The organism is Streptomyces sp. NPDC048696 (assembly GCF_043198895.1).
Lineage (GTDB): Bacteria > Actinomycetota > Actinomycetes > Streptomycetales > Streptomycetaceae > Streptomyces.
In genome coordinates, this window is sequence record NZ_JBICVJ010000002.1 from 48,982 (window position 1) to 66,749 (window position 17,768).

At 72.5% G+C, this 17,768-nt stretch carries 15 protein-coding genes; 6 read left to right on the forward strand and 9 right to left on the reverse strand.

Annotated features, from left to right (window positions below; translation table 11 throughout):
* The first annotated feature begins 34 nt into the window (after positions 1 to 34).
* The gene (locus ACGFRG_RS03300) at positions 35 to 1,219 is read left to right on the forward strand and encodes an ABC transporter permease (protein WP_393261801.1); all 1,185 of its coding nucleotides are present in this window, start codon (positions 35 to 37) and stop codon (positions 1,217 to 1,219) included.
* A gap of 66 nt (positions 1,220 to 1,285) precedes the next feature.
* Here the strand turns inward: ACGFRG_RS03300 and cynS are convergent, their stop codons facing one another.
* Complete coding sequence (gene cynS / locus ACGFRG_RS03305) at positions 1,286 to 1,756, reverse strand: cyanase (protein ID WP_361417881.1); 471 nt, start codon at positions 1,754 to 1,756, stop codon at positions 1,286 to 1,288.
* 55 nt (positions 1,757 to 1,811) lie between these two features.
* Positions 1,812 to 2,426 (reverse strand): carbonic anhydrase, encoded by a 615-nt coding sequence (locus ACGFRG_RS03310; RefSeq protein WP_361417884.1) that lies wholly within the window; start codon positions 2,424 to 2,426, stop codon positions 1,812 to 1,814.
* A 124-nt stretch (positions 2,427 to 2,550) separates the two neighbouring features.
* On the opposite strand from ACGFRG_RS03310, the gene cynR reads away from it, so the two are divergent.
* Entirely contained in the window at positions 2,551 to 3,468 is a 918-nt protein-coding gene (cynR, locus tag ACGFRG_RS03315; RefSeq protein ID WP_393260904.1) for a transcriptional regulator CynR, read from the forward strand.
* A 7-nt stretch (positions 3,469 to 3,475) separates the two neighbouring features.
* Here cynR and ACGFRG_RS03320 read toward each other — a convergent pair whose 3' ends face one another.
* Both ACGFRG_RS03320 and htpX read right to left on the reverse strand, forming a co-directional pair.
* Positions 3,476 to 4,066, reverse strand: a complete 591-nt coding sequence (locus tag ACGFRG_RS03320) for a hypothetical protein (RefSeq protein ID WP_393260907.1) — start codon at positions 4,064 to 4,066, stop codon at positions 3,476 to 3,478.
* Positions 4,067 to 4,169: 103 nt separating this feature from the next.
* Positions 4,170 to 5,075, reverse strand: coding sequence for a zinc metalloprotease HtpX (htpX, locus tag ACGFRG_RS03325; protein WP_361417893.1), 906 nt, complete (start codon positions 5,073 to 5,075; stop codon positions 4,170 to 4,172).
* A 272-nt stretch (positions 5,076 to 5,347) separates the two neighbouring features.
* On the opposite strand from htpX, the gene ACGFRG_RS03330 reads away from it, so the two are divergent.
* Entirely contained in the window at positions 5,348 to 6,514 is a 1,167-nt protein-coding gene (locus ACGFRG_RS03330; RefSeq protein ID WP_393260910.1) for an alpha-hydroxy-acid oxidizing protein, read from the forward strand.
* Between the two features lie 52 nt (positions 6,515 to 6,566).
* On the opposite strand, the gene ACGFRG_RS03335 is transcribed toward ACGFRG_RS03330, so the two are convergent.
* Both ACGFRG_RS03335 and ACGFRG_RS03340 read right to left on the reverse strand, forming a co-directional pair.
* Positions 6,567 to 9,764 (reverse strand): amidohydrolase family protein, encoded by a 3,198-nt coding sequence (locus ACGFRG_RS03335; protein ID WP_393260913.1) that lies wholly within the window; start codon positions 9,762 to 9,764, stop codon positions 6,567 to 6,569.
* 121 nt (positions 9,765 to 9,885) lie between these two features.
* Entirely contained in the window at positions 9,886 to 11,031 is a 1,146-nt protein-coding gene (locus tag ACGFRG_RS03340; RefSeq protein WP_393260915.1) for a serine hydrolase domain-containing protein, read from the reverse strand.
* 204 nt (positions 11,032 to 11,235) lie between these two features.
* On the opposite strand from ACGFRG_RS03340, the gene ACGFRG_RS03345 reads away from it, so the two are divergent.
* Positions 11,236 to 12,021, forward strand: coding sequence for an alpha/beta fold hydrolase (locus ACGFRG_RS03345; RefSeq protein ID WP_393261804.1), 786 nt, complete (start codon positions 11,236 to 11,238; stop codon positions 12,019 to 12,021).
* 62 nt (positions 12,022 to 12,083) lie between these two features.
* On the opposite strand, the gene ACGFRG_RS03350 is transcribed toward ACGFRG_RS03345, so the two are convergent.
* The gene (locus ACGFRG_RS03350; protein WP_361417905.1) at positions 12,084 to 12,854 is read right to left on the reverse strand and encodes a helix-turn-helix domain-containing protein; all 771 of its coding nucleotides are present in this window, start codon (positions 12,852 to 12,854) and stop codon (positions 12,084 to 12,086) included.
* Positions 12,855 to 13,383: 529 nt separating this feature from the next.
* On the opposite strand from ACGFRG_RS03350, the gene ACGFRG_RS03355 reads away from it, so the two are divergent.
* Positions 13,384 to 14,007: a histidine phosphatase family protein gene (locus tag ACGFRG_RS03355; RefSeq protein WP_393260919.1), complete on the forward strand. Its 624-nt coding sequence runs from the start codon at positions 13,384 to 13,386 to the stop codon at positions 14,005 to 14,007.
* 33 nt (positions 14,008 to 14,040) lie between these two features.
* Here ACGFRG_RS03355 and ACGFRG_RS03360 read toward each other — a convergent pair whose 3' ends face one another.
* Positions 14,041 to 15,597: a cellulose binding domain-containing protein gene (locus ACGFRG_RS03360; protein WP_393260922.1), complete on the reverse strand. Its 1,557-nt coding sequence runs from the start codon at positions 15,595 to 15,597 to the stop codon at positions 14,041 to 14,043.
* Between the two features lie 172 nt (positions 15,598 to 15,769).
* Here ACGFRG_RS03360 and ACGFRG_RS03365 point away from each other — a divergent pair, with 172 nt between their 5' ends.
* Positions 15,770 to 16,588: an SDR family NAD(P)-dependent oxidoreductase gene (locus ACGFRG_RS03365; RefSeq protein WP_393260925.1), complete on the forward strand. Its 819-nt coding sequence runs from the start codon at positions 15,770 to 15,772 to the stop codon at positions 16,586 to 16,588.
* 26 nt (positions 16,589 to 16,614) lie between these two features.
* Here ACGFRG_RS03365 and ACGFRG_RS03370 read toward each other — a convergent pair whose 3' ends face one another.
* On the reverse strand, positions 16,615 to 17,622 hold the full coding sequence (locus ACGFRG_RS03370) for a helix-turn-helix transcriptional regulator (RefSeq protein ID WP_361417917.1): 1,008 nt from the start codon (positions 17,620 to 17,622) through the stop codon (positions 16,615 to 16,617).
* Between the last annotated feature and the right edge of the window lie 146 nt (positions 17,623 to 17,768).

Consider the following 17,768-nt stretch of genomic DNA (forward strand, 5'->3'; position numbering starts at 1 on the left):
CTCCCGTCATACGACAGGCACTTCACGCACCCGGCTGAAGGCGGCCCGACTCGGCCCCCGGGACGTTCTGCACGTCGGCTCGGCCGGGTTGCGCAGCCGTCCGGTGCGGGTGGTGCTCTCGGCGCTCGGGATCGCCATCGGCATCGCCACGATGATCGCCGTGGTCGGCATCTCGGCCTCCAGCCAGGCCCAGTTGATGCGCCAGCTCGACGCGCTCGGCACCAACATGCTGGTGGCGAAGCCGGGCGAGGGCATGTTCAGCGGGCAGCAGGTCAAACTGCCCAAGGACGCGCCGGGCATGGTGGGCCGGATCGCCGGGGTCCAGGAGGTCGGGGCGAGCGGTGACCTCAAGCAGTCCGTCCGCCGCACCGAGAAGATCCCCAAGGACGAGACCGGCGGCATCGCCGTCAAGGCGGCCGGTGAGCGGCTGATCGACGTCCTGCGCGGGACGATGGGCTCCGGCACCTGGCTGAACGCCGCCAACGGGCGCTACCCGTCCGTGGTCCTCGGCCATGTCGCCGCCGACCGGCTCGGCATCACCGGGCCCGGGCAGCAAGTGTGGATCGGCGACCGGTACTTCACGGTCGTCGGCGTCCTCGACCCGATGCCGCTCGCTCCCGAGATCGAACGCTCGGCGCTGGTCGGCTGGGAGGCCGCGCAGCGGCTGCTCGGCTTCGACGGACACCCGACGGCGGTGTACGAGCGGTCGACGGACGCCTCCGTGCGCTCGGTGCACAAGCTGCTCGCCGCGACGGTCGATCCGCAGAACCCGCAGAACGTGGCGGTCAGCGATCCCTCGGCCGCGTTGCAGGCCAAGGCGGCGACCGAGGGCGCGCTCTCCACTCTGCTGCTCGGACTCGGCGGCATCGCGCTGCTCGTGGGCGGGGTCGGCGTCGCCAACACCATGATCATCTCGGTGCTCGAACGCCGCCACGAGATCGGTCTGCGCCGCTCGCTGGGTGCGACCCGGGGCCAGATCCGCGTCCAGTTCGTCGCCGAGTCCCTCATGCTCTCGGGCCTCGGCGGCATCGCGGGCGTCGCTCTCGGCGCGGCGGCCACCGGGGTGTACGCCTACTCGGGCGGGCTGCCCTGGGTGGTTCCCCCGTGGGCGGTCGTGGGCGGCTTCGGCGCGACCCTGGTGATCGGCACGATCGCCGGTCTGTATCCGGCGGTACGGGCGGCCCGGCTCTCCCCGACGCTGGCCCTGCACGCGGCGTAGGTCAGAGGTGGTGGGTGGGCGGCGGGTCGTCGTGGGGGACGACCCGCCGCCGCTGGCCGTATCGGATCAGAACGGCTTGGTCGGCAGGTACTTGCCGTCCAGGGTGATCACCGCGCGCTCGCCGCCCTCGGGGTCGGCGACCTTCTTCACATCGAGCTTGAAGTTGATCGCGCTGATGATGCCGTCGCCGAACTCCTCGTGGACCAGGGCCTTGAGCGTGGTGCCGTAGACCTGGAGCATCTCGTAGAAGCGGTAGATCGTCGGGTCGGTGGGGATACCGCCGGGGATGGAACCCCGGGTCGGGATGGTCGCGAGGAGCATCGCGGCGTCGTCGTCCAGGCCCAGGAGCTCGGCGACGGCGGTGGCGGCGTCGGCCGGAAGGGCGTGCTGGCCGAGCACGGCGGCGGTGACGAAGGCGACCGACAGACCGGTGACGTCGGCTATCTGCTGCCAGGTGAGGTCCTTGCGCGTCTTGGCCTCGACGGCGGTGGCGGCGAGGGTCTGACGGGCGGTGGGGTCGAACTGGGCGTGCACCATGAGAGGGCTTCCTTTCGAGGGGTTGATCGAGGTCGATCGGGGTTTTCGGGGTGGGTCAGGCGGCGAGTACGGTGCCTCGGCCCGTCGCCGGGTCGAGCTCTTCGACGGTTCCGGTGCCGATGTCGTAGACCCAGCCGTGCAGAGTGACCGTCCGCGCGGCCAGTGCGCGGGCGACCGAGGGGTGGGTGGCCAGGTTCGCCAGCTGGGCGAGCACGTTCTGGCGCACCAGCGCGTCCACCGGGTGCGCACCCGCGTCGACCGTGGTGGCGCGGGCCCGTGCGGCGTCCGCGTGCCGCAGCCAGGCGTCGACCGTCGGCGCGCCGCTCAGGTCGTGCCCCTCGGCCAGGGCGGTCATCGCGCCGCAGGCGGAGTGCCCGCACACCACGATGTCGGACACCCCGAGCACGGCGACCGCGTACTCGATACCGGCCGCGACACCGTGCGGGCCGGGGCCCGGGGTGTAGGCGGGGACGAGGTTGCCGACGGCGCGGACGACGAAGAGCTCGCCCGGCTCGCCCTGGGTGATCAGCTCCGGCACCACACGGGCGTCGGAACAGCTGATGAACAGCGTCGTGGGCCGGTGGGTGTCGGCCAGGTGGGCGAAGAGCTCCGCCTTGGCCGGGAAGACGTCCCGGCGAAACCGCGCGACGCCCTCGGTGAGGTCCTGCATGGTCACTCCCTTCAGTGGCTGTCCGCCCCGTGGGGCTGACGAGATCCACCATGCATGACCTGGACCTATAGTGTCCAAGACGCAAAATCCATGACGCCTATCGATGACATCTATAGTTGTTCTCATGGCTCTGGAACTCCGTCATCTGCGCTATCTGCTCGCCGTCGCCGAGCACGGCAGCTTCACCCGCGCCGCCGAGGAGCTGCACATCTCGCAGCCCACGCTCTCCCAGCAGGTCAAGCAGCTCGAAAAGACCGTGGGGACGCAGCTCCTCGACCGCACGGGCCGGGCCGTACGGCTCACCGACGCGGGCGGGACCTATGTCCACTACGCCCGCCGCGCCCTGCGGGATCTGGCCGCCGCCGAGCGTGCCGTCCTGGACGTGGCCGACCTCTCGCACGGCGGCCTGCGCCTGGCGGTGACACCGACGTTCACCGCGTATCTCACCGGTCCGCTCGTCGCCGAGTTCCACCGCCGCCACCCCGGGATCACCCTGGACGTGCGGGAGATGACACAGGACCGCATCGAATCCGCGCTGCTGGCCGACGAGCTCGACCTCGGCATCGCCTTCCATGGCGCCCACGCGTCCGGGATCGCCGCGACGCCCCTGTTCACCGAGACGCTGAGCCTGGTCGTCGCGGCCGACTACGAACCCGACGGCGGCCCGTCCGGTCCGCTGCCCGCACGGGACCTCGCCGATCGCCGACTCGCCCTGCTCAGCGGCGACTTCGCCACCCGTACGCACATCGACGGCTACCTCGCCGCCCAGGGGGTGCGGCCGCACATCGCGGTCGAGGCCAACTCGATCCAGGCGCTCACCGAGATCGTCCGGCGCACCCCGCTGGCCACCGTCCTGCCGGACGCGGTCACCCATGACCACCCCCGGCTGCGGCCCGTCGCCCTCGAACCCCCGCTGCCCGCCCGGACCGTCACCCTGCTGCGGCGCGAGAGCGCCTATCAGAGCGCGGCCGCGCGCGCCTTCGACCGCCTCACCCGGGACGTCGTGGACGAGCGCGGCTATCCGGCCGCCGTACACGCATAGACCGCGCTCAGACGTCCAGGCCCGGCGCGCCCCACACCGGGAACCAGCGGGCCAGGTCCTGCTCGATCCGCAGGTCGTCCGCGATCACGGCCTTGATGCGCAGCTCCAGCGCGCTGTCACGCTTCTCGCCGGAGCCGGCGAGCGGGGCGAACGGATAGAAGGTGCCGCGCTTGTAGAGGTAGACCAGCGCGAAGGCCTGTCCCTCGGCGTCCCGGAAGCCGACCAGGGAGCACAGCAGCTGCGGGCCGAAGCCGCTGTCCTGGAGCGCGGAGTTCACGGCGTGCAGATCACCGACGAGCTCGGGCAGTTCGGCGGGGGTCCGGCGGGACAGCAGCCAGGTGTAGCCGTACTCGTCGCGGCTGAACTCCACGGGCGTGCCGTCCCGTTCGGTGTCCGCGTTCAGCAGTGCCTCGACGTCCTGGCGGATCTGGGTGAAGGCCCCGCCCTCGACCGTGGTGAAGCAGACCGAGCCCCGCCCGGTCGGTGTGAACCCGGCCGCCGCCTCCAGGGTCAGGGCCGTCGACGGCACCGCGAAGAGCTGGTCGAGGTCGGGGGCGACGGGTTTGGTACGCCCGAGCAGGATGTCCAGAAAGCCCATGTGGATCAGTGGCTCCGTCCTGTGCCGGGTGCGCCCCGGGACGCGGGTCGGGTCGTGCGCCCCGGGACGGGTCGGGTCGTGCGTACCGGGGCCGCCCTGCCGTTCACGCCGGGCGGCCCAGCTCGGCGGAGATCCTGGCCAGCCGGTCGAGCCGCACTTCCAAGGTGGGGTGGGTGGAGAAGAGGCGGGAGAGCGAGGCGCCGGCGCCGAGGGCGGGGGCGAAGTAGAAGGCGTTGAACGCGCTGGCCGTGCGCAGGTCCTTGCTGGGGATGCGGGCGATGTCGCCGTCCAGCTTGGTCAGCGCCGAGGCGAGCGCTGAGGGCCGGCCGGTGAGCAGGGCGGCGGCCCGGTCGGCGGCCAGCTCCCGGTACCGCGAGAGCGCCCGGATCAGCAGGAAGCTCAGCGCGTACACCAGCGCCGAGACCACCATGACGGCCATCAGGATGGCGAAGGTGTTCTGGTCGCCCCGGCGGCGGCCGCCGAACATCTGGGAGTAGAACGCGAACCGGACGATGAGCCCGGCGATGACTCCCAGGAACGAGGCGACGGTGATCACCGCGACATCGCGGTGCGCCACATGGGACAGCTCGTGCGCCAGGACCCCTTCCAGTTCCTCGGGCTCCAGGCGGCGCAGCAGTCCGGTGGTCACACACACCACGGAGTTGTCGGCGTTGCGGCCGGTGGCGAAGGCGTTGGGCAGATCGATGTCGGAGACGGCGACCCGGGGCACGGGCATGTCGGCGGTGGCGCACAACCGGTCGATGATGCCGTGGAGTTGGGGCTGCTCCTCGCGGGTCACGAGCCGGCCGCGCATGGCGTACAGGGCGATCCGGTCGGAGAACCAGTACTGGCAGAAGAGCAGGGCCGCGGCGATGACGACGACCAGCACCGTCGACTTGAGCAGGACGAGCAGCGCGGCGACGAACGCCACGTACAGCAGTCCCAGCAGGAACACCGTGACCAGCATGCGGGCGGTCAGCTGCCGGTCGGGCTGGAAGCGGCTGCGCATGGCCGTCATTCCTCGATCGGGGCGTCGTGGTCCACGGCGAGGGCCGTGCGGGCTCGGACGAGCGTGCCGAGCAGCCGACGACAAATCGTGTCGATCATGATGTCTCCCAGGGGCCCAGAGCTCTGCTCTCACTCTCCACCATGCCACTTACGGTGCCCGTAAAGGAGCGTGGCGGCGCCCGGATGACGGGGTAGGAGCCTCCACCGGACGCCGATCGGCGTACCGTACGGGGCGCCCGTGGCGTAGCGGGTCGCGAGGGGAAGGGCTGCTTGATGAGTCAGTCGTTCGGCTTCTACCAGAACGAGATCTACTTCGAGGGCCTGGGCGGCGTGGTGCCGCGCTTCCCGCTCACCCACGACGAGCTGGAGTCCAGAGCCAAGGCCGCCCTCGCGCCCGCCCTCTGGTCGTACGTGGCGGGCGGCGCGGGGGACGAGCGCACCCAGCGGGTCAATGTGACGGCCTTCGAGCGCTGGGGGCTGTACCCGAGGATGTTCGTCGGGGCCGACCGGCGGGATCTGTCCGTCGAGCTGTTCGGCATGACGCTGCCGTCGCCGCTGTTCATGGCGCCGATCGGGGTCATCGGCCTGTGCGCGCAGGACGGGCACGGCGATCTGGCCACGGCCCGGGCGGCGGCGCGCACCGGTGTCCCGATGGTCGCCTCGACGCTGACCGTCGACCCGTTGGAGGCGGTCGCCGCCGAGTTCGGCCCGACGCCGGGGTTCTTCCAGCTCTACACCCCCACCGACCGGGACCTGGCCCAGAGCCTGGTGCACCGGGCCGAGAAGGCCGGGTTCAAGGCCATCGTGGTCACCCTGGACACCTGGGTGACCGGCTGGCGCCCCCGCGATCTGAGCATCGGCAACTTCCCTCAGCTGCGCGGCCACTGCCTGGCCAACTACACCTCCGACCCGGTCTTCCGCGCACGCCTGGAGCGCACCCCGGAGGAGGACCCCCGAGGCGCCGCCCTGCACTGGGCGCAGCTCTTCGGCAACCCGCTGACCTGGGACGATCTCCCGTGGCTGCGCTCGCTCACCTCACTGCCGCTGATCGTGAAGGGCCTGTGCCACCCCGAGGACGTGCGCCGCGCCAGGGACGGCGGCGTGGACGGCATCTACTGCTCCAACCACGGCGGCCGCCAGGCCAACGGCGGGCTGCCCGCCCTCGACGCGCTGCCCGGCGTCGTCGAGGCCGCGGACGGGCTGCCGGTCCTGTTCGACTCCGGCGTCCGCAGCGGCACCGACGTGGTCAAGGCCGTCGCCCTGGGCGCCACGGCCGTGGGCGTCGGCCGCCCGTACGCCTACGGTCTCGCCGTCGGCGGTACGGACGGCCTCGTCCACGTCCTGCGCTCGCTTCTCGCCGAGGCCGATCTGCTGATGGCGGTCGACGGCTACCCCACGCTCGCCGACCTCACGCCCGAGGCACTGGTGCGGCTCACCTGACGCCGGGCGGCGGGCCCGGGACGCGTGCCGCCCCGGGCCCCGGCCGTCAGCGCTACGGCAACGCGGACTCCATGTCGCAGCACCCGTCCCGCCGCATCAGCCGCCCCACCGCCAGCCAGTCGCCCTCGGCGGCCGCGCGTCGCGGAGCCACGCCCGGGTGCGCGAAGGCGGCCACCAACTCCTCGGTCACATAGGGCACTCCGCCCCTGAGCACCGCCACCGTCCGTACGAGCGAGTCGAAGTCGGTGAACGGGTCGCCGTCCACCACCGCCAGGTCCGCGATCTTGCCCTCCTCCAGCGTGCCCAGGTCCCGGTCGACGCCGAAGAGCCGGGCCGGGAGCACGGTCGCCGTGCGCAGGGCCGCCGCCGGGGACAGTCCGCCCCGGTGCAGCGCGCGCAGGCCCATGTGGAGGGAGAGGCCGACCGGGACGAGCGGCGCGTCCGTGCCGAGCGCGACGATGCCGCCGGCCGCCAGGACCCGGCGGTAGACGTCGGTCTCGGTGCGCAGGGTGGCCAGTTGGGCCGCGGTCGGCGCCACGGACGCCGACTGCTTGACCACCGCCACGTCCCACGGCGGCATCACCACGGTGACCCGGGGGTCCTCGGCGAGCTCGGGCGCGGCGCCGATCAGCGGTACCGAGGTGAACGGCGTGGCGATGAGCGAGAAGTCGACGCCCCGGGCGCTGTAGACCTCCACCACGTCGCCGTAGGCGTGCCCCGAGGCGGTGGTGGCGTGGCCGAACTCGGCGCGCTGGGTGGCCTGCAGATGGGTCGTCATATCCTGGCCGCTCTGGACGCCCGGCGAGAGCAGATGGCTGCCGGAGCGCACCCCCAGGCGCTCGTGCGCGAACCGGGCGGCCTCCTCCATGACCCAACTGGGCGCCCGTACATAGGTCTTGACGAAGTCCCAGTCGAGCGCGGCCCCGCGTTCCAGCGAGCGCCGCAGCCCCTCCTCGGTGCGGTGGGCCCGCCCCATGCTGTAGGCGACCCGGGAGCCGTCGAGCAGTTCGCCGGTGGTGAGCAGCCGGGGCCCGGCGAGCTCTCCGGCCGCCACCGCCTCGCGGATGCGGGCCTGTTCATAGGCGAACCCGCCCAGCGAGACGGCGGTGGTGATGCCGTACGTCAGCTGCCCGACGGTCTGCCGCCCGCCGTAGGTGCTCTGCCACGGGTGCGTGTGCGTGTCCCACAGACCCGGCACGACCGTACGCCCGGAGGCGTCGATCCGCCGCTGCGCCGCCCGCCTGCGGTGCGGCTCGACGGACGCGATGCGCCCGTCCCGCACGACGATGTCCACGTCGTCGCGGACGCTCTCGCCCGTGCCGTCCCACAGCCGTCCGGCGTGCACCACGGTGTCGGCGGGCGCGGGCCGCCGGCGCTCCAGGGGTACGCGGACGGTACGGGCCGGACCGCCGTCGACGTCGACGAGCCGCAGCCGGTCGCCGGACAGATACAGCAGCGTCTTCGAGTCGCCCGACCAGGAGGGGTGGTCGGCCGGTTCGCTGGTCAGGGTGCGGGGCGGGCCCTGCGGGGTGCCGTCGGGGGCGACGGGCAGCAGGCAGAGCGCGGACTCGACGATCACCGCCATCCAGCGCCCGTCGGGCGACCAGACGGGGCCGGAGTCGTAGCGGTCGGAGACCGAGACATGCGGCGCCACCGCGTGCAGCCGGTCGGCGCCGGTCGTGGTGTCGACGACCCGGATGAGGTTGTAGCCCTCGCGGAAGCGGAGGTTGAGCCGGTTGCGGTCGCAGAAGGCGAGATAGCGGCCGTCCGGCGACCAGCTCGGGCGACCGGGCAGCCCGCCCGCGCCGAGGGCCGCCACCAGTACGCGTTCGGTGCCCGCCGCCAGGTCCCGTACGACGAGTCGGCCCGCCATGTCGAGGCACGCGAGCCGCTTCCCGTCGGGCGAGAGCGCGGGATGGACCCGGCCGCCCGTCGCCAGCGCCGTCTCGTCGCCGGTGGCCAGATCTCGACGGTAGACACCGAGCAGCCCGTCGCGGTCGTCGGCGTACAGCAGGGAATGACCGTCGCCCGACCAGACGGGTCCGAGCAGATAGCGGGTGGGCTCGGCTTGACGCAGCCGCTCGGGCGGCCGGGCACCCGAAGTGTCCGCCAGCCACAGCGAGTTGAGCGCAGCGAAGGCGACGCGCCGCCCGTCGGGCGAGAGCGCGGGCAGATGGATGCCGCGCACCGGGCGTACGCGCCCGTCGCCGAGGTCGTAGTCCTTGACCCGGTAGCGCGGCCGTCGAACGGGAAGGACGCCCTCGAAATCAACCCGCTCCGGCTCACCCGGCTTCTCGGGGCGCACCAGGGTGAACCGGCCGTCCACGGTGAGCAGCAGCTCCCCCGCCGCCGTCCAGCGCGGCGGCACCGGGGCCACGTCCCCGGCGACCGGGACGGGCTTGCCGTCGACAACCAGGACGCAGGAGGCGTTGGGCGCGGCGGTGGTCCGAAGGTACGCCAGGCGCCGCCCGTCCGGTGCCAGCGCCGGGGTCATGACCTGCGCGGCTTCGGTCTCGGTGTGCTCGACGACGACCGCTCCCGCCCCTCGGGCCGGGACGGCGGCGACGGTCCGCGCCGCGAGACCGGGACCGGTCGGCGTGGTGACGGCCTGCGCCCGGACGAAGAGAATCCGCTTCCCGTCCGGCGACCAGCTGGGGTCGAAGTCCTCCCACGCCCCGTCCTGCAACGGCCCCTCCTGTCCGGCGAGTCCCGTCAACCGGGTCAGTTCACCGGTCCGCAGATCCAGTACGTGGATGCGGTACGGGCCGCCCGTCACCGGGTCGCCGCCGCGCTCGGAGGCGAACGCGATCCGGGTGCCGTCCGGCGACCAGGCCGGACCCCGGTCGTCCCAGGGCCCCTCGGTGCGGCGGCGCACCTCCGACCCGTCCGGACGCATGGTCCACATGTGATAGCCGCCGCCCTCGTACGCGCCGAAGGCGACCAGCGAGCCGTCCGGGGAGTACGTGGGCCGGTTGGGCTCCAGGGCCGCCGGGGTGAGGGGAACGGCCTTGCCGCCACGGCGCGGCAGCGACCACAGGACGCTCTGGATCTCGACGATCAGCCGGTCCCCGGCGGGCGAGAGGGTCGCCGAGCCGTTGGTGGCCTCGGTGAAGGTCAGCGCGGGCCCGGTACGCGTACGGGCCAGGGCCGGGGTCGACCCGATGGCGGTGGCGGCCCCGGCCACCCCTGCGGCGGCGAGCAGTTGACGACGGGAGAGGGAGAACGCGGCGGCGCTACGATCACGATCCATAACGCTTAACGCTCGCGCACCTCACGGCACATCAGCAACCCTGCCGTTCTGGCCAAATGGGTATGTCCGCGCCGATCCTCGGCTGAACTGGGCGTGCAAACACCGCTGTTCGACTGCGGGCTCACGCATCCGCCGCGTACCGCCAGAACTCCCGCATCACGCCAGGCGGCGTCGGCCCCGACATCTCCAGCTGCGTCAGCAGAACCGTCACCGCACCCGTGGACGGAACGAGGTGCGCGGCCGTCCCCGTGCCGCCGACCCACCCGTACCGCCCCGGCACGTTCCACGGATCGACCGCCTCGACGTCGACCGAGCCCCCGAACCCCCACCCCTGTCCCTCCAGGAACAGCGTGCTCTGGGCGCGCTGGGCCGGGGTCAGGTGGTCGGTGGTCATCTGCCGCACGGACTCGGGCGACAGCAGACGACGCCCGCCCGCGGCGCCCTCCGCGAGCAGCATGCGGGCGAAGGCGTACCAGTCGTCCGCGGTCGACACCAGCCCGCCCCCGCCGGACGGGAACGGCGGCACGGCGCTCCACTGGCCGTCCGGGGCGTCGACGAGTTCCAGACCGCCCTCCACCGCGCGGTAGTACCCGGTGAACCGGTCGAGGTCGGCGGGCGGCACCGCGAATCCGGTGTCGCTCATGCCCAGCGGCTCGAAGATCCGGTCCGCGAGGAAGTCGGGCAGCGGACTCCCCGAAACCCGTGCCACCAGTACGCCCTGGATGTCGGAGCACAGGTTGTAGAGCCACGCCTCGCCGGGCTGGCGCAGCATGGGGATACGGGAGAGCGCCGCCATCCACTCGTCCGGCGCCGCCACGAGCTGCGGCTGCGGCGGCCCCTGCCGCAGCTCGGTGAAGAGCGGCACGACCGCCGGCAGCGAGAAGTCGGACGGAAAGCCGTACCCGGCGCGGAAGGTGAGCAGATCGGCCACCGTGATGGGCCGGGCGGCCGGGACGACATCGTCGAGCGGGCTGCTCGGCGTACGGACCACGCTCGGCGCGGCCAGCTCCGGCAGCCACGGCGCCACCGGGTCGTCCAGCGCGATCCGGCCGTCGTCGACCAGCATCATCACGGCCGCGGCGACCACCGGCTTGGTGAGCGAGGCGATCCGGAAGATCGAGTCCCGGCGCATCGGCGTGGTGCCTTCGGCGTCGGCCGAGCCGACGGCCTCCACCTCGACCCGGTCGCCACGGGCCACCAGGGCCACCGCGCCCGGCGCCCGGCCGTCACCGACGTTCGTCTTGAGGAGGGTGTGCAGGCTGGTCATCGGTCCACCTTCGCTGTCCGGTCAGTACGGTTGAAGCCCATGCGGTGCACGGCCAGTGCGGTTGAAAGGGAGACTCCCGCCGCCACGGAAATTCATCGGCGGACCGCGATGACTTCCACGCCCGCGCGCGGTCCACCTCTCATGGACGACACGAACGACACGAACGACACGAACGACACGAACGACACGAACGACGTGAACGACATGGAAAAGACCCACACGATCCCGTCGCGGGACGGCACCCCCATCGCCTACGACCGGCTGGGCGAGGGACCGCCGGTCATCCTCGCCGGGGGCGCCTTCTGCACCCGCGAGACGCACCGCGAACTCGCGCGCCTCCTTGCCCCGCGCTTCACCGTCTACAACTACGACCGACGCGGCCGGGGCGGCAGCGGCGACACCCTCCCGTACGCCGTCGCCCGCGAGGTGGAGGACCTGGCCGCGCTCATCGCCGAGGCGGGCGGCACAGCGGGCCTGTACGGGCTCTCCTCGGGCGGCGCGCTGGTCCTGGAGGCGGCGGCGAGCGGGCTGCCGGTGGCGGCGGTCGCCGTGTACGAGCCGCCGTTCGCGCTCGCGGCCGAGCGGCGCGCCGGGAACGTGACGTACGCCGCCCGGCTGCGGGAACTGCTCGCCGCCGAACGACGGGGGGACGCCGTGGAGCTGTTCATGACCCGGGTCGGCGCGCCCCCGGAGCAGATCGCCCAGGCCAGGCAGTCGCCCATGTGGCCGGGCATGGAGTCCGTGGCGCACACGCTCGCGTACGAGAACGCCGTGCTCGGCGACGCCGCGCTGCCCGTGGAGCGGCTGGCCGCGATCACCGCGCCGGTACTCGCGATCGCGGGCGGGGCGAGCCCCGAGTGGCTGCGCTCCCCGGCCGTCGCGGTCGCCGAGGCCGTGCCGGACGGCCGCGCGCTGACTCTGCCGGGGCAGTCGCACCAGTTCTCGGCCGCGGTGCTGGCCCCGGTCCTCACGGAGTTCTTCGGCGGGTGAGCGGACATCGGGAGGGGTGCCCCCGGGTCGGTCCGCGAGCACCCCTCGTTCACCTGTGGTCGTCAGCGGTTGAAGACGCTCGTGCGGCCCCCTTCGATCGGGGCCGTGCCGTCCAGGGCGGCCTGGTTGGCCAGTCCGCACAGCTGCGCGGGGGTCAGGCCCGCCAGTGCCCGGAAGTCACGGTTGAGATGCGCCTGGTCGTAGTAGCCGCACGCGGCCGCGAGTTCGGCGAGCGACGCGTACGAGCCGTACGGCAGCGCGAGCGCGTGCTGGAACCGCAGGATGCGGGCGACGGACTGGAGCGGCAGCCCGATCTGCTCCCGGAACAGCACCTGGAGTCTGCGCTCGCCCCGGCCGGTGGCGCCGGCCAGTTCGCCGAGCGTCATCCCGCCGTGCCGTGCGCTGAGTCTGCTCCACGCCTCGGCCACCACGGGCGACGGCGCCGGGCCGTCGGCCAGCAGCCGTGCCAGCGCGTCGTCGACCACCGACCAGCGCGCCTCCCAGTCCGGCGCGGCGGCGAGCCGTTCGGTCAGCCGTTCCGTCCACCGCTTGCCCACCAACTCGTCCGGGTGCACGGTCTCGTTCGCCAGGTTGTGCATCGATATGCCGAGACACATATAGGCGCCGAGCGGCGTGAAATCGACCTCCACCGCCTGCCCCGCGCCGCGATAGCCGCCGAGTACGGGCGAGGTCCGCAGGCCCCCGACCATCGCGTGCCAGCTTCCGGTTCCGCCCGCGGACCCCTTCTCCCCGGCGCCGAACAGATGCAGGGGGTCTCCCCAGCCGACGATCAGCGTGACCGTCGCGGCGGGCAGCGTCAGCCGGGCCGGCATTCCTGCCGGTGTGCGCCTGCCTCGGTATTTGACGACCTGACCCCGCAGCCAGTCAGGTGCCGCCCGTTCCACACTCTCCCCTCGGTCTTCGGTATTCAAGGATGCTTTGGCCTCCACCTGCAACCCTCTCCTCACCCTGCGCGTGTTCCGCCGACCGGAATCCGGAAGGACAGTGCGCCTTCTTACAAGACCAGCGGTCGGCCTCGGCAGCAGTCTGTGACGGCAGAGGTGGTCAAGGCCAGGACAGGACAGCGGACCTGGCTCAATATCGGCCACCGCACGGCCATTGCCGCATATGCGTGCGGCGGTCGGCCGATCGGACGGGGGGGTGCGGACCGGCCCTGACGGGCCGGACCGTCGCGGTCCGGTTTCCTGCTGTCGCCCGCCCACGGGGGTGGCGGGTGACAGCAGGGAACCGGACCGCACCGCACGACTCCCCCACCGGCGGCGGAAACGGAACCGAACCGGCGGATGCCGACGTCCTTCCGGACATCCACACGATCATGAACACCGCCGGAGGACAGCCCACATGGCCCCCACCGCCACCCGGTATCTCTATCTCGCGCGGCACGGCGAGGCCACGTCCGACGAGAGCGATCTGACGGACGCCGGGCGCCGGCAGGCCGTACTGCTCGGCGAGCGGCTCCGGGGCAGCCCGCTCTCGTCGATCTGCCACGGCCCGCTGCCGCGCGCGACCCGGACCGCCCGGCTCATCGCCGACCAACTCGACGGCGTCCCGCTGGAGTCGTCGGACATCGCCGGGGACTACATCCCGTACGTACCGCCGAAGGAAGAGCTGCCGCCCGAGTACGCCGATGCCATGCTCGACCGGCTGGCGCGGTTCCCGGCCGAGGAGAGCGAGCGGGGGCGCGCGTTGGCGCCCGCCGCGCTCGCACGCTTCGCCGGGCCGGTCGAGGGGGACGAGCCGCGCCATGAGCTGGTCGTGACCCACAACTTCCTGATCGGCTGGCTCGTGCGCGCCGCGCTGGACGCGCCCGCGTGGCGCTGGATGGGCCTGAATCACGCCAACGCGGCGCTGACCGTGATCCGTTACGCGACCGACCGGCCCGCGTCCGTCGTCTTCTACAACGACATGAGGCATCTGCCGCCCGAGCTGCGCTGGACCGGCTTCCCGCCGGAGCTCCGGGTCTGAGACCTCCGGGACCCGGAGCCCGGCGGCCATGGCTCAGCCGGTGTACGCCGCGAAGATCTTCGAGAACTCGTACGGCTGCTGGGTCACGTTGGTGCACTTGTAGAGCGGGCCGTTGCAGGCGTTGGCATCCCGGGTCTCCTCCCAGAAGGCCAGCATGCCCAGGTGGTGGCTCTGGGCGAAGCCCACCAACTGCCGGGCGGCGGCCTGGTCGTAGATCCGGCCGTCGTCGTTCTGCCCGAGCATGGGCGTCACGCCGACCATGGCCCACGCCTGGGCGTCGCTCTTCGCCGGATAGAGCGTCCTCAGCTGCGCCTGGGTGCTCTGCGCGGCCTGCACGGCGGCCGTCCCGTAGTCGGTGTCGCGGTAGTAGTCCATCGCCATCACATTGACGACGTCCAGGTCGACGCCCGCGTCCCGGGCCGACTTGACGACACCCAGACCGTCGCCGGTCAGCCCTTCCGGCAGTACTGGCAGGGTGAGCGAGACGCGCAGGCCCGGGTGGGTCCGCTGGAGCCTGGCGAGCGCCTGCGAGCGGCGCGCGACGGAGGCGGGCTCCGCCACGGCCGAGCCCTCGATGTCGAAGTCGACATAGGTGAGGTGGTACGCGTCGACGACCGCCGCGTACTCGGTGTACAGCGCGTCGGCGTCGGTGCAGGCCTGGGCGAGTTCGACGCCGTTGGCGCCGCCGAAGGAGACCTTCACGTCACCGCCGGCGGCCCGGACGGCGTCGATCTGGTCCTTGGCCCAACCGCTGCGCGGATCATAGGCGTTGAACCACATCGCCTTGCAGTCGGAGGCGGTCACGAACGCCATGGTGAAGCTGTTCAGCCCGCTCGCGGAGGCCGCCGCCGGAAGGCTCGGCGTGGGCCAGGCGCCCATGTCGACATAGGGCGCGGTGTGGACGGTGCCGGGCGCGGGGCCGCCCGAGCCGGAGGTCGTACCGCTGACGGCGGTGCTGTACGCCGAGGTGTTGCCCGCCGCGTCCTTGGCACGCACCCGGAAGCTGTACGTGGTGGAGGGCTGGAGCCCGGTCGCCGTGTACGAGGTGCCGGATGCGGCCGCCGGGGCGCCGCCGCCCTGGGAGACCTCGTACGACACCGCCCCGGACCCGCCGGTGGAGGCGTTCCAGCGCACGGTGAGCGAGGAGCCGGTGGCCGAGCCGACCGTGACGCCGGTCGGCACCGAGGGCGCCGGGCCGCCGGAGCCGGAGTCGCAGGAGCCGCCGTTCAGCGTGCAGTTGGCCGGGGTGCCACCGCCGGAGACGATGAAGCCGAACGCGGCGGTGGCACCGGCGGCGACCGCGCCGTTGTAGTCGCGGTTGGTGAAGGAGTAGTGGTTGCCGCTCTTCGTCATGAGCGCGTCCCAGTAGCTGCCGACCGTCGTTCCCGACGGCAGGTCGAAGGAGACGTTCCAGCCGTTGACAGCGGCCGACGAGCCGTTGGCGACGGTGTACTGGGCCTGGTAACCGGTGCCCCAGTCGGAGGTCTTGACGAACGCCGCGGACACGCCGCCCGCCGCGTCCGCCGGTGGAGCGAGAAACAGGATCACTGTTCCGAGCAGGGCCAGGAGCAGGGTGAGGGGTCTTCGCATACCGGACTCCTAAAGGTCTGGACCAAAAGCGGTCCGGTATGTGATTAAGTGCCAGGCGCCGGCGTGTCAAGGCTTCGCGGGAGCCGACAGGCCGGGTGCGGACCACGCGGGCCTATGATCGAAACAACTGCCGGTCGGCGGGACCGCAGGCGACCACGGAGGCTGAACGGGCATGACCGAACGGCAAGTTGTCATCGTCACCGGCGGCGGTACGGGGATCGGCGCGGCCACCGCACGGCTGTTGCGCGGCGCCGGACACCAGGTCGTCGTCTCCGGGCGTCGGCCCGAGCCGCTGCGGCAGCTCGCCGAGGAGACCGGGGCGCTGGCCCACCCCTCCGACATCGGCGACCCCGCCGCCGTCCAGGAGCTCGTGGACACGGCGGTGGACACCTACGGCAGGCTGGACGGTGTCGTGCTCAACGCGGGCACCGGACGCAGCGGAGCCGTGGGCGACACCTCCGTCGAGGACTGGGACGAGGTCATGCGCATCAACCTCACCGGCCCGTTCCTGCTGCTGCGCAGCGCGGTCCCGCACCTGGTGGAGGCGCGCGGCTCGGTGGTCGCCGTCGCCTCCGTCTCCGCGCTGCGCAACGGGATGGGCAACGCCGCGTACGCCACGTCCAAGGCGGCCCTCGCCCAGCTGTGCCGCTCCGTCGCGGTCGACTACGGGCCCGACGGGGTGCGCGCCAACACCGTGTGCCCCAGCTGGGTGCGGACCGAGATGGCCGACCGGCGCATGGCACGTTTCGCCGAGCAGGCGGGTCTCGCGGACGGCGACGTCGACGCGGCGTACGAGGCGGCCACCCGACTGCTTCCGCTGGGCCGCCCCGGCGAGCCGGCCGAAGTCGCCGAGGCCATCGCCTGGTTGCTCTCCCCCGCCGCGTCCTTCGTCAACGGCGCGGTGCTCACCGTCGACGGCGGGGTGACGGCGATCGACCCCGGAACCGTGCCGTTCCGATTCCGGGTGGAGCGCCGCGACACGACGGGCTGACCGGCTGAGGACCGCCGGGGCGGCCGTCAGGCCAGGCCCGTCAGCAGCTCTTCCCGACTGTTGACCCCCGTCTTGCGGTAGATCGCCTTGAGATGGTCGTTGACGGTGTGCGGGGAGAGGTCGAGGCGGCGCGCGATGTGCTTGGTGGGCAGACCCTCCAGAACCTCCTGGAGGACGGCCCGCTCCCTGGCGGTGATCCCGTACCAGACCGAGACCGCCGGCAACAGCAGGCGGCCCGGGGCGGGTTGGATCGTGACGGCCACCGCACCCGCCTCCGGGCCTTCGAGCAGCTGGCCGTGCAGGGCTATCCAGCCGTCGCGGGTCGGGATCCGGCTCAGCGCCTGCCCGCCCGCGCGCCGGGCGAGGTGGGCGACGTTCCAGACGGTGGCGGCCAGATCGTCCTCGTCGGTCGTGGTGGCCACGGGGGCGAGCAGCCGCATCCACTCATGGGCCGAGGGCGTCGCCGAGGTGATCTTGTCGTCGGCGCCGACGACGGCGACGCCGGGCGACAGGCTGTAACGCGAGGGCCGCAGCGGCATCGCGGCGACGAACCGCCGCAGGGCCGCGGCCAGCGGCTGAGCGAGGGCGTCCGCGTCGGCCGCCTCGGCCGCCGAGAACTGCGGGCTGCCCTTCTCCCGTACGAGAATGAGCCCGCCCCACGCCAGCCGGGCCTGGGTGAGCGCGATCCGCAGCTCACCGCCGAACCCTTCGGGGACCGTGACATTGCCCAGTCTCACGCGATGCCCGTGCCCCACTCTTATCCCGACCCGGGAACCCGCGAGCAGCCGCTCGACGTCGTGGGTCTCGGTATCGGCGGCCGTCATCCGGCGCTCGGACACCTCGTTGTAGCCGTGCTCCTTGGTGAACAGACAACTGGCTCTGGCCAGCGGATCCAGCCCGGCCAGCACATATCCGTCGTGCGGCACGATCCGGCCGAGCTCGTCCGAGAGCGCGCGCCCGAGATCCGGCACGGTCACCGCGTCCGTCGCCTCGCCCAGCAGGGCGCGGCCGATCGTTTCAACTCCCCCGGTCACCACACGAGCGTAGCCCGCACCGGTTCGCCCACTCGGGTGAATTTCCCACCGGCCACACCTATTTGAGGACATGCTGTGCCTCCCCTCGCACGTCAGCGGCCCATGTCTCGGATTTCGGACAAGTCGTGGCCGAACCGCTGGTGGTT

Bases quoted from the DNA above. Each gene is read 5' to 3' on its own strand.
- cynS (WP_361417881.1), bottom strand. From the start codon at position 1,756: ATGGTGCACGCCCAGTTCGACCCCACCGCCCGTCAGACCCTCGCCGCC.
- ACGFRG_RS03310 (WP_361417884.1), bottom strand. From the start codon at position 2,426: ATGCAGGACCTCACCGAGGGCGTCGCGCGGTTTCGCCGGGACGTCTTC.
- cynR (WP_393260904.1), top strand. From the start codon at position 2,551: ATGGCTCTGGAACTCCGTCATCTGCGCTATCTGCTCGCCGTCGCCGAG.
- ACGFRG_RS03320 (WP_393260907.1), bottom strand. From the start codon at position 4,066: ATGGGCTTTCTGGACATCCTGCTCGGGCGTACCAAACCCGTCGCCCCC.
- htpX (WP_361417893.1), bottom strand. From the start codon at position 5,075: ATGCGCAGCCGCTTCCAGCCCGACCGGCAGCTGACCGCCCGCATGCTG.
- ACGFRG_RS03330 (WP_393260910.1), top strand. From the start codon at position 5,348: ATGAGTCAGTCGTTCGGCTTCTACCAGAACGAGATCTACTTCGAGGGC.
- ACGFRG_RS03335 (WP_393260913.1), bottom strand. From the start codon at position 9,764: ATGGATCGTGATCGTAGCGCCGCCGCGTTCTCCCTCTCCCGTCGTCAA.
- ACGFRG_RS03340 (WP_393260915.1), bottom strand. From the start codon at position 11,031: ATGACCAGCCTGCACACCCTCCTCAAGACGAACGTCGGTGACGGCCGG.
- ACGFRG_RS03345 (WP_393261804.1), top strand. From the start codon at position 11,236: ATGGAAAAGACCCACACGATCCCGTCGCGGGACGGCACCCCCATCGCC.
- ACGFRG_RS03350 (WP_361417905.1), bottom strand. From the start codon at position 12,854: ATGCCGGCCCGGCTGACGCTGCCCGCCGCGACGGTCACGCTGATCGTC.
- ACGFRG_RS03355 (WP_393260919.1), top strand. From the start codon at position 13,384: ATGGCCCCCACCGCCACCCGGTATCTCTATCTCGCGCGGCACGGCGAG.
- ACGFRG_RS03360 (WP_393260922.1), bottom strand. From the start codon at position 15,597: ATGCGAAGACCCCTCACCCTGCTCCTGGCCCTGCTCGGAACAGTGATC.
- ACGFRG_RS03365 (WP_393260925.1), top strand. From the start codon at position 15,770: ATGACCGAACGGCAAGTTGTCATCGTCACCGGCGGCGGTACGGGGATC.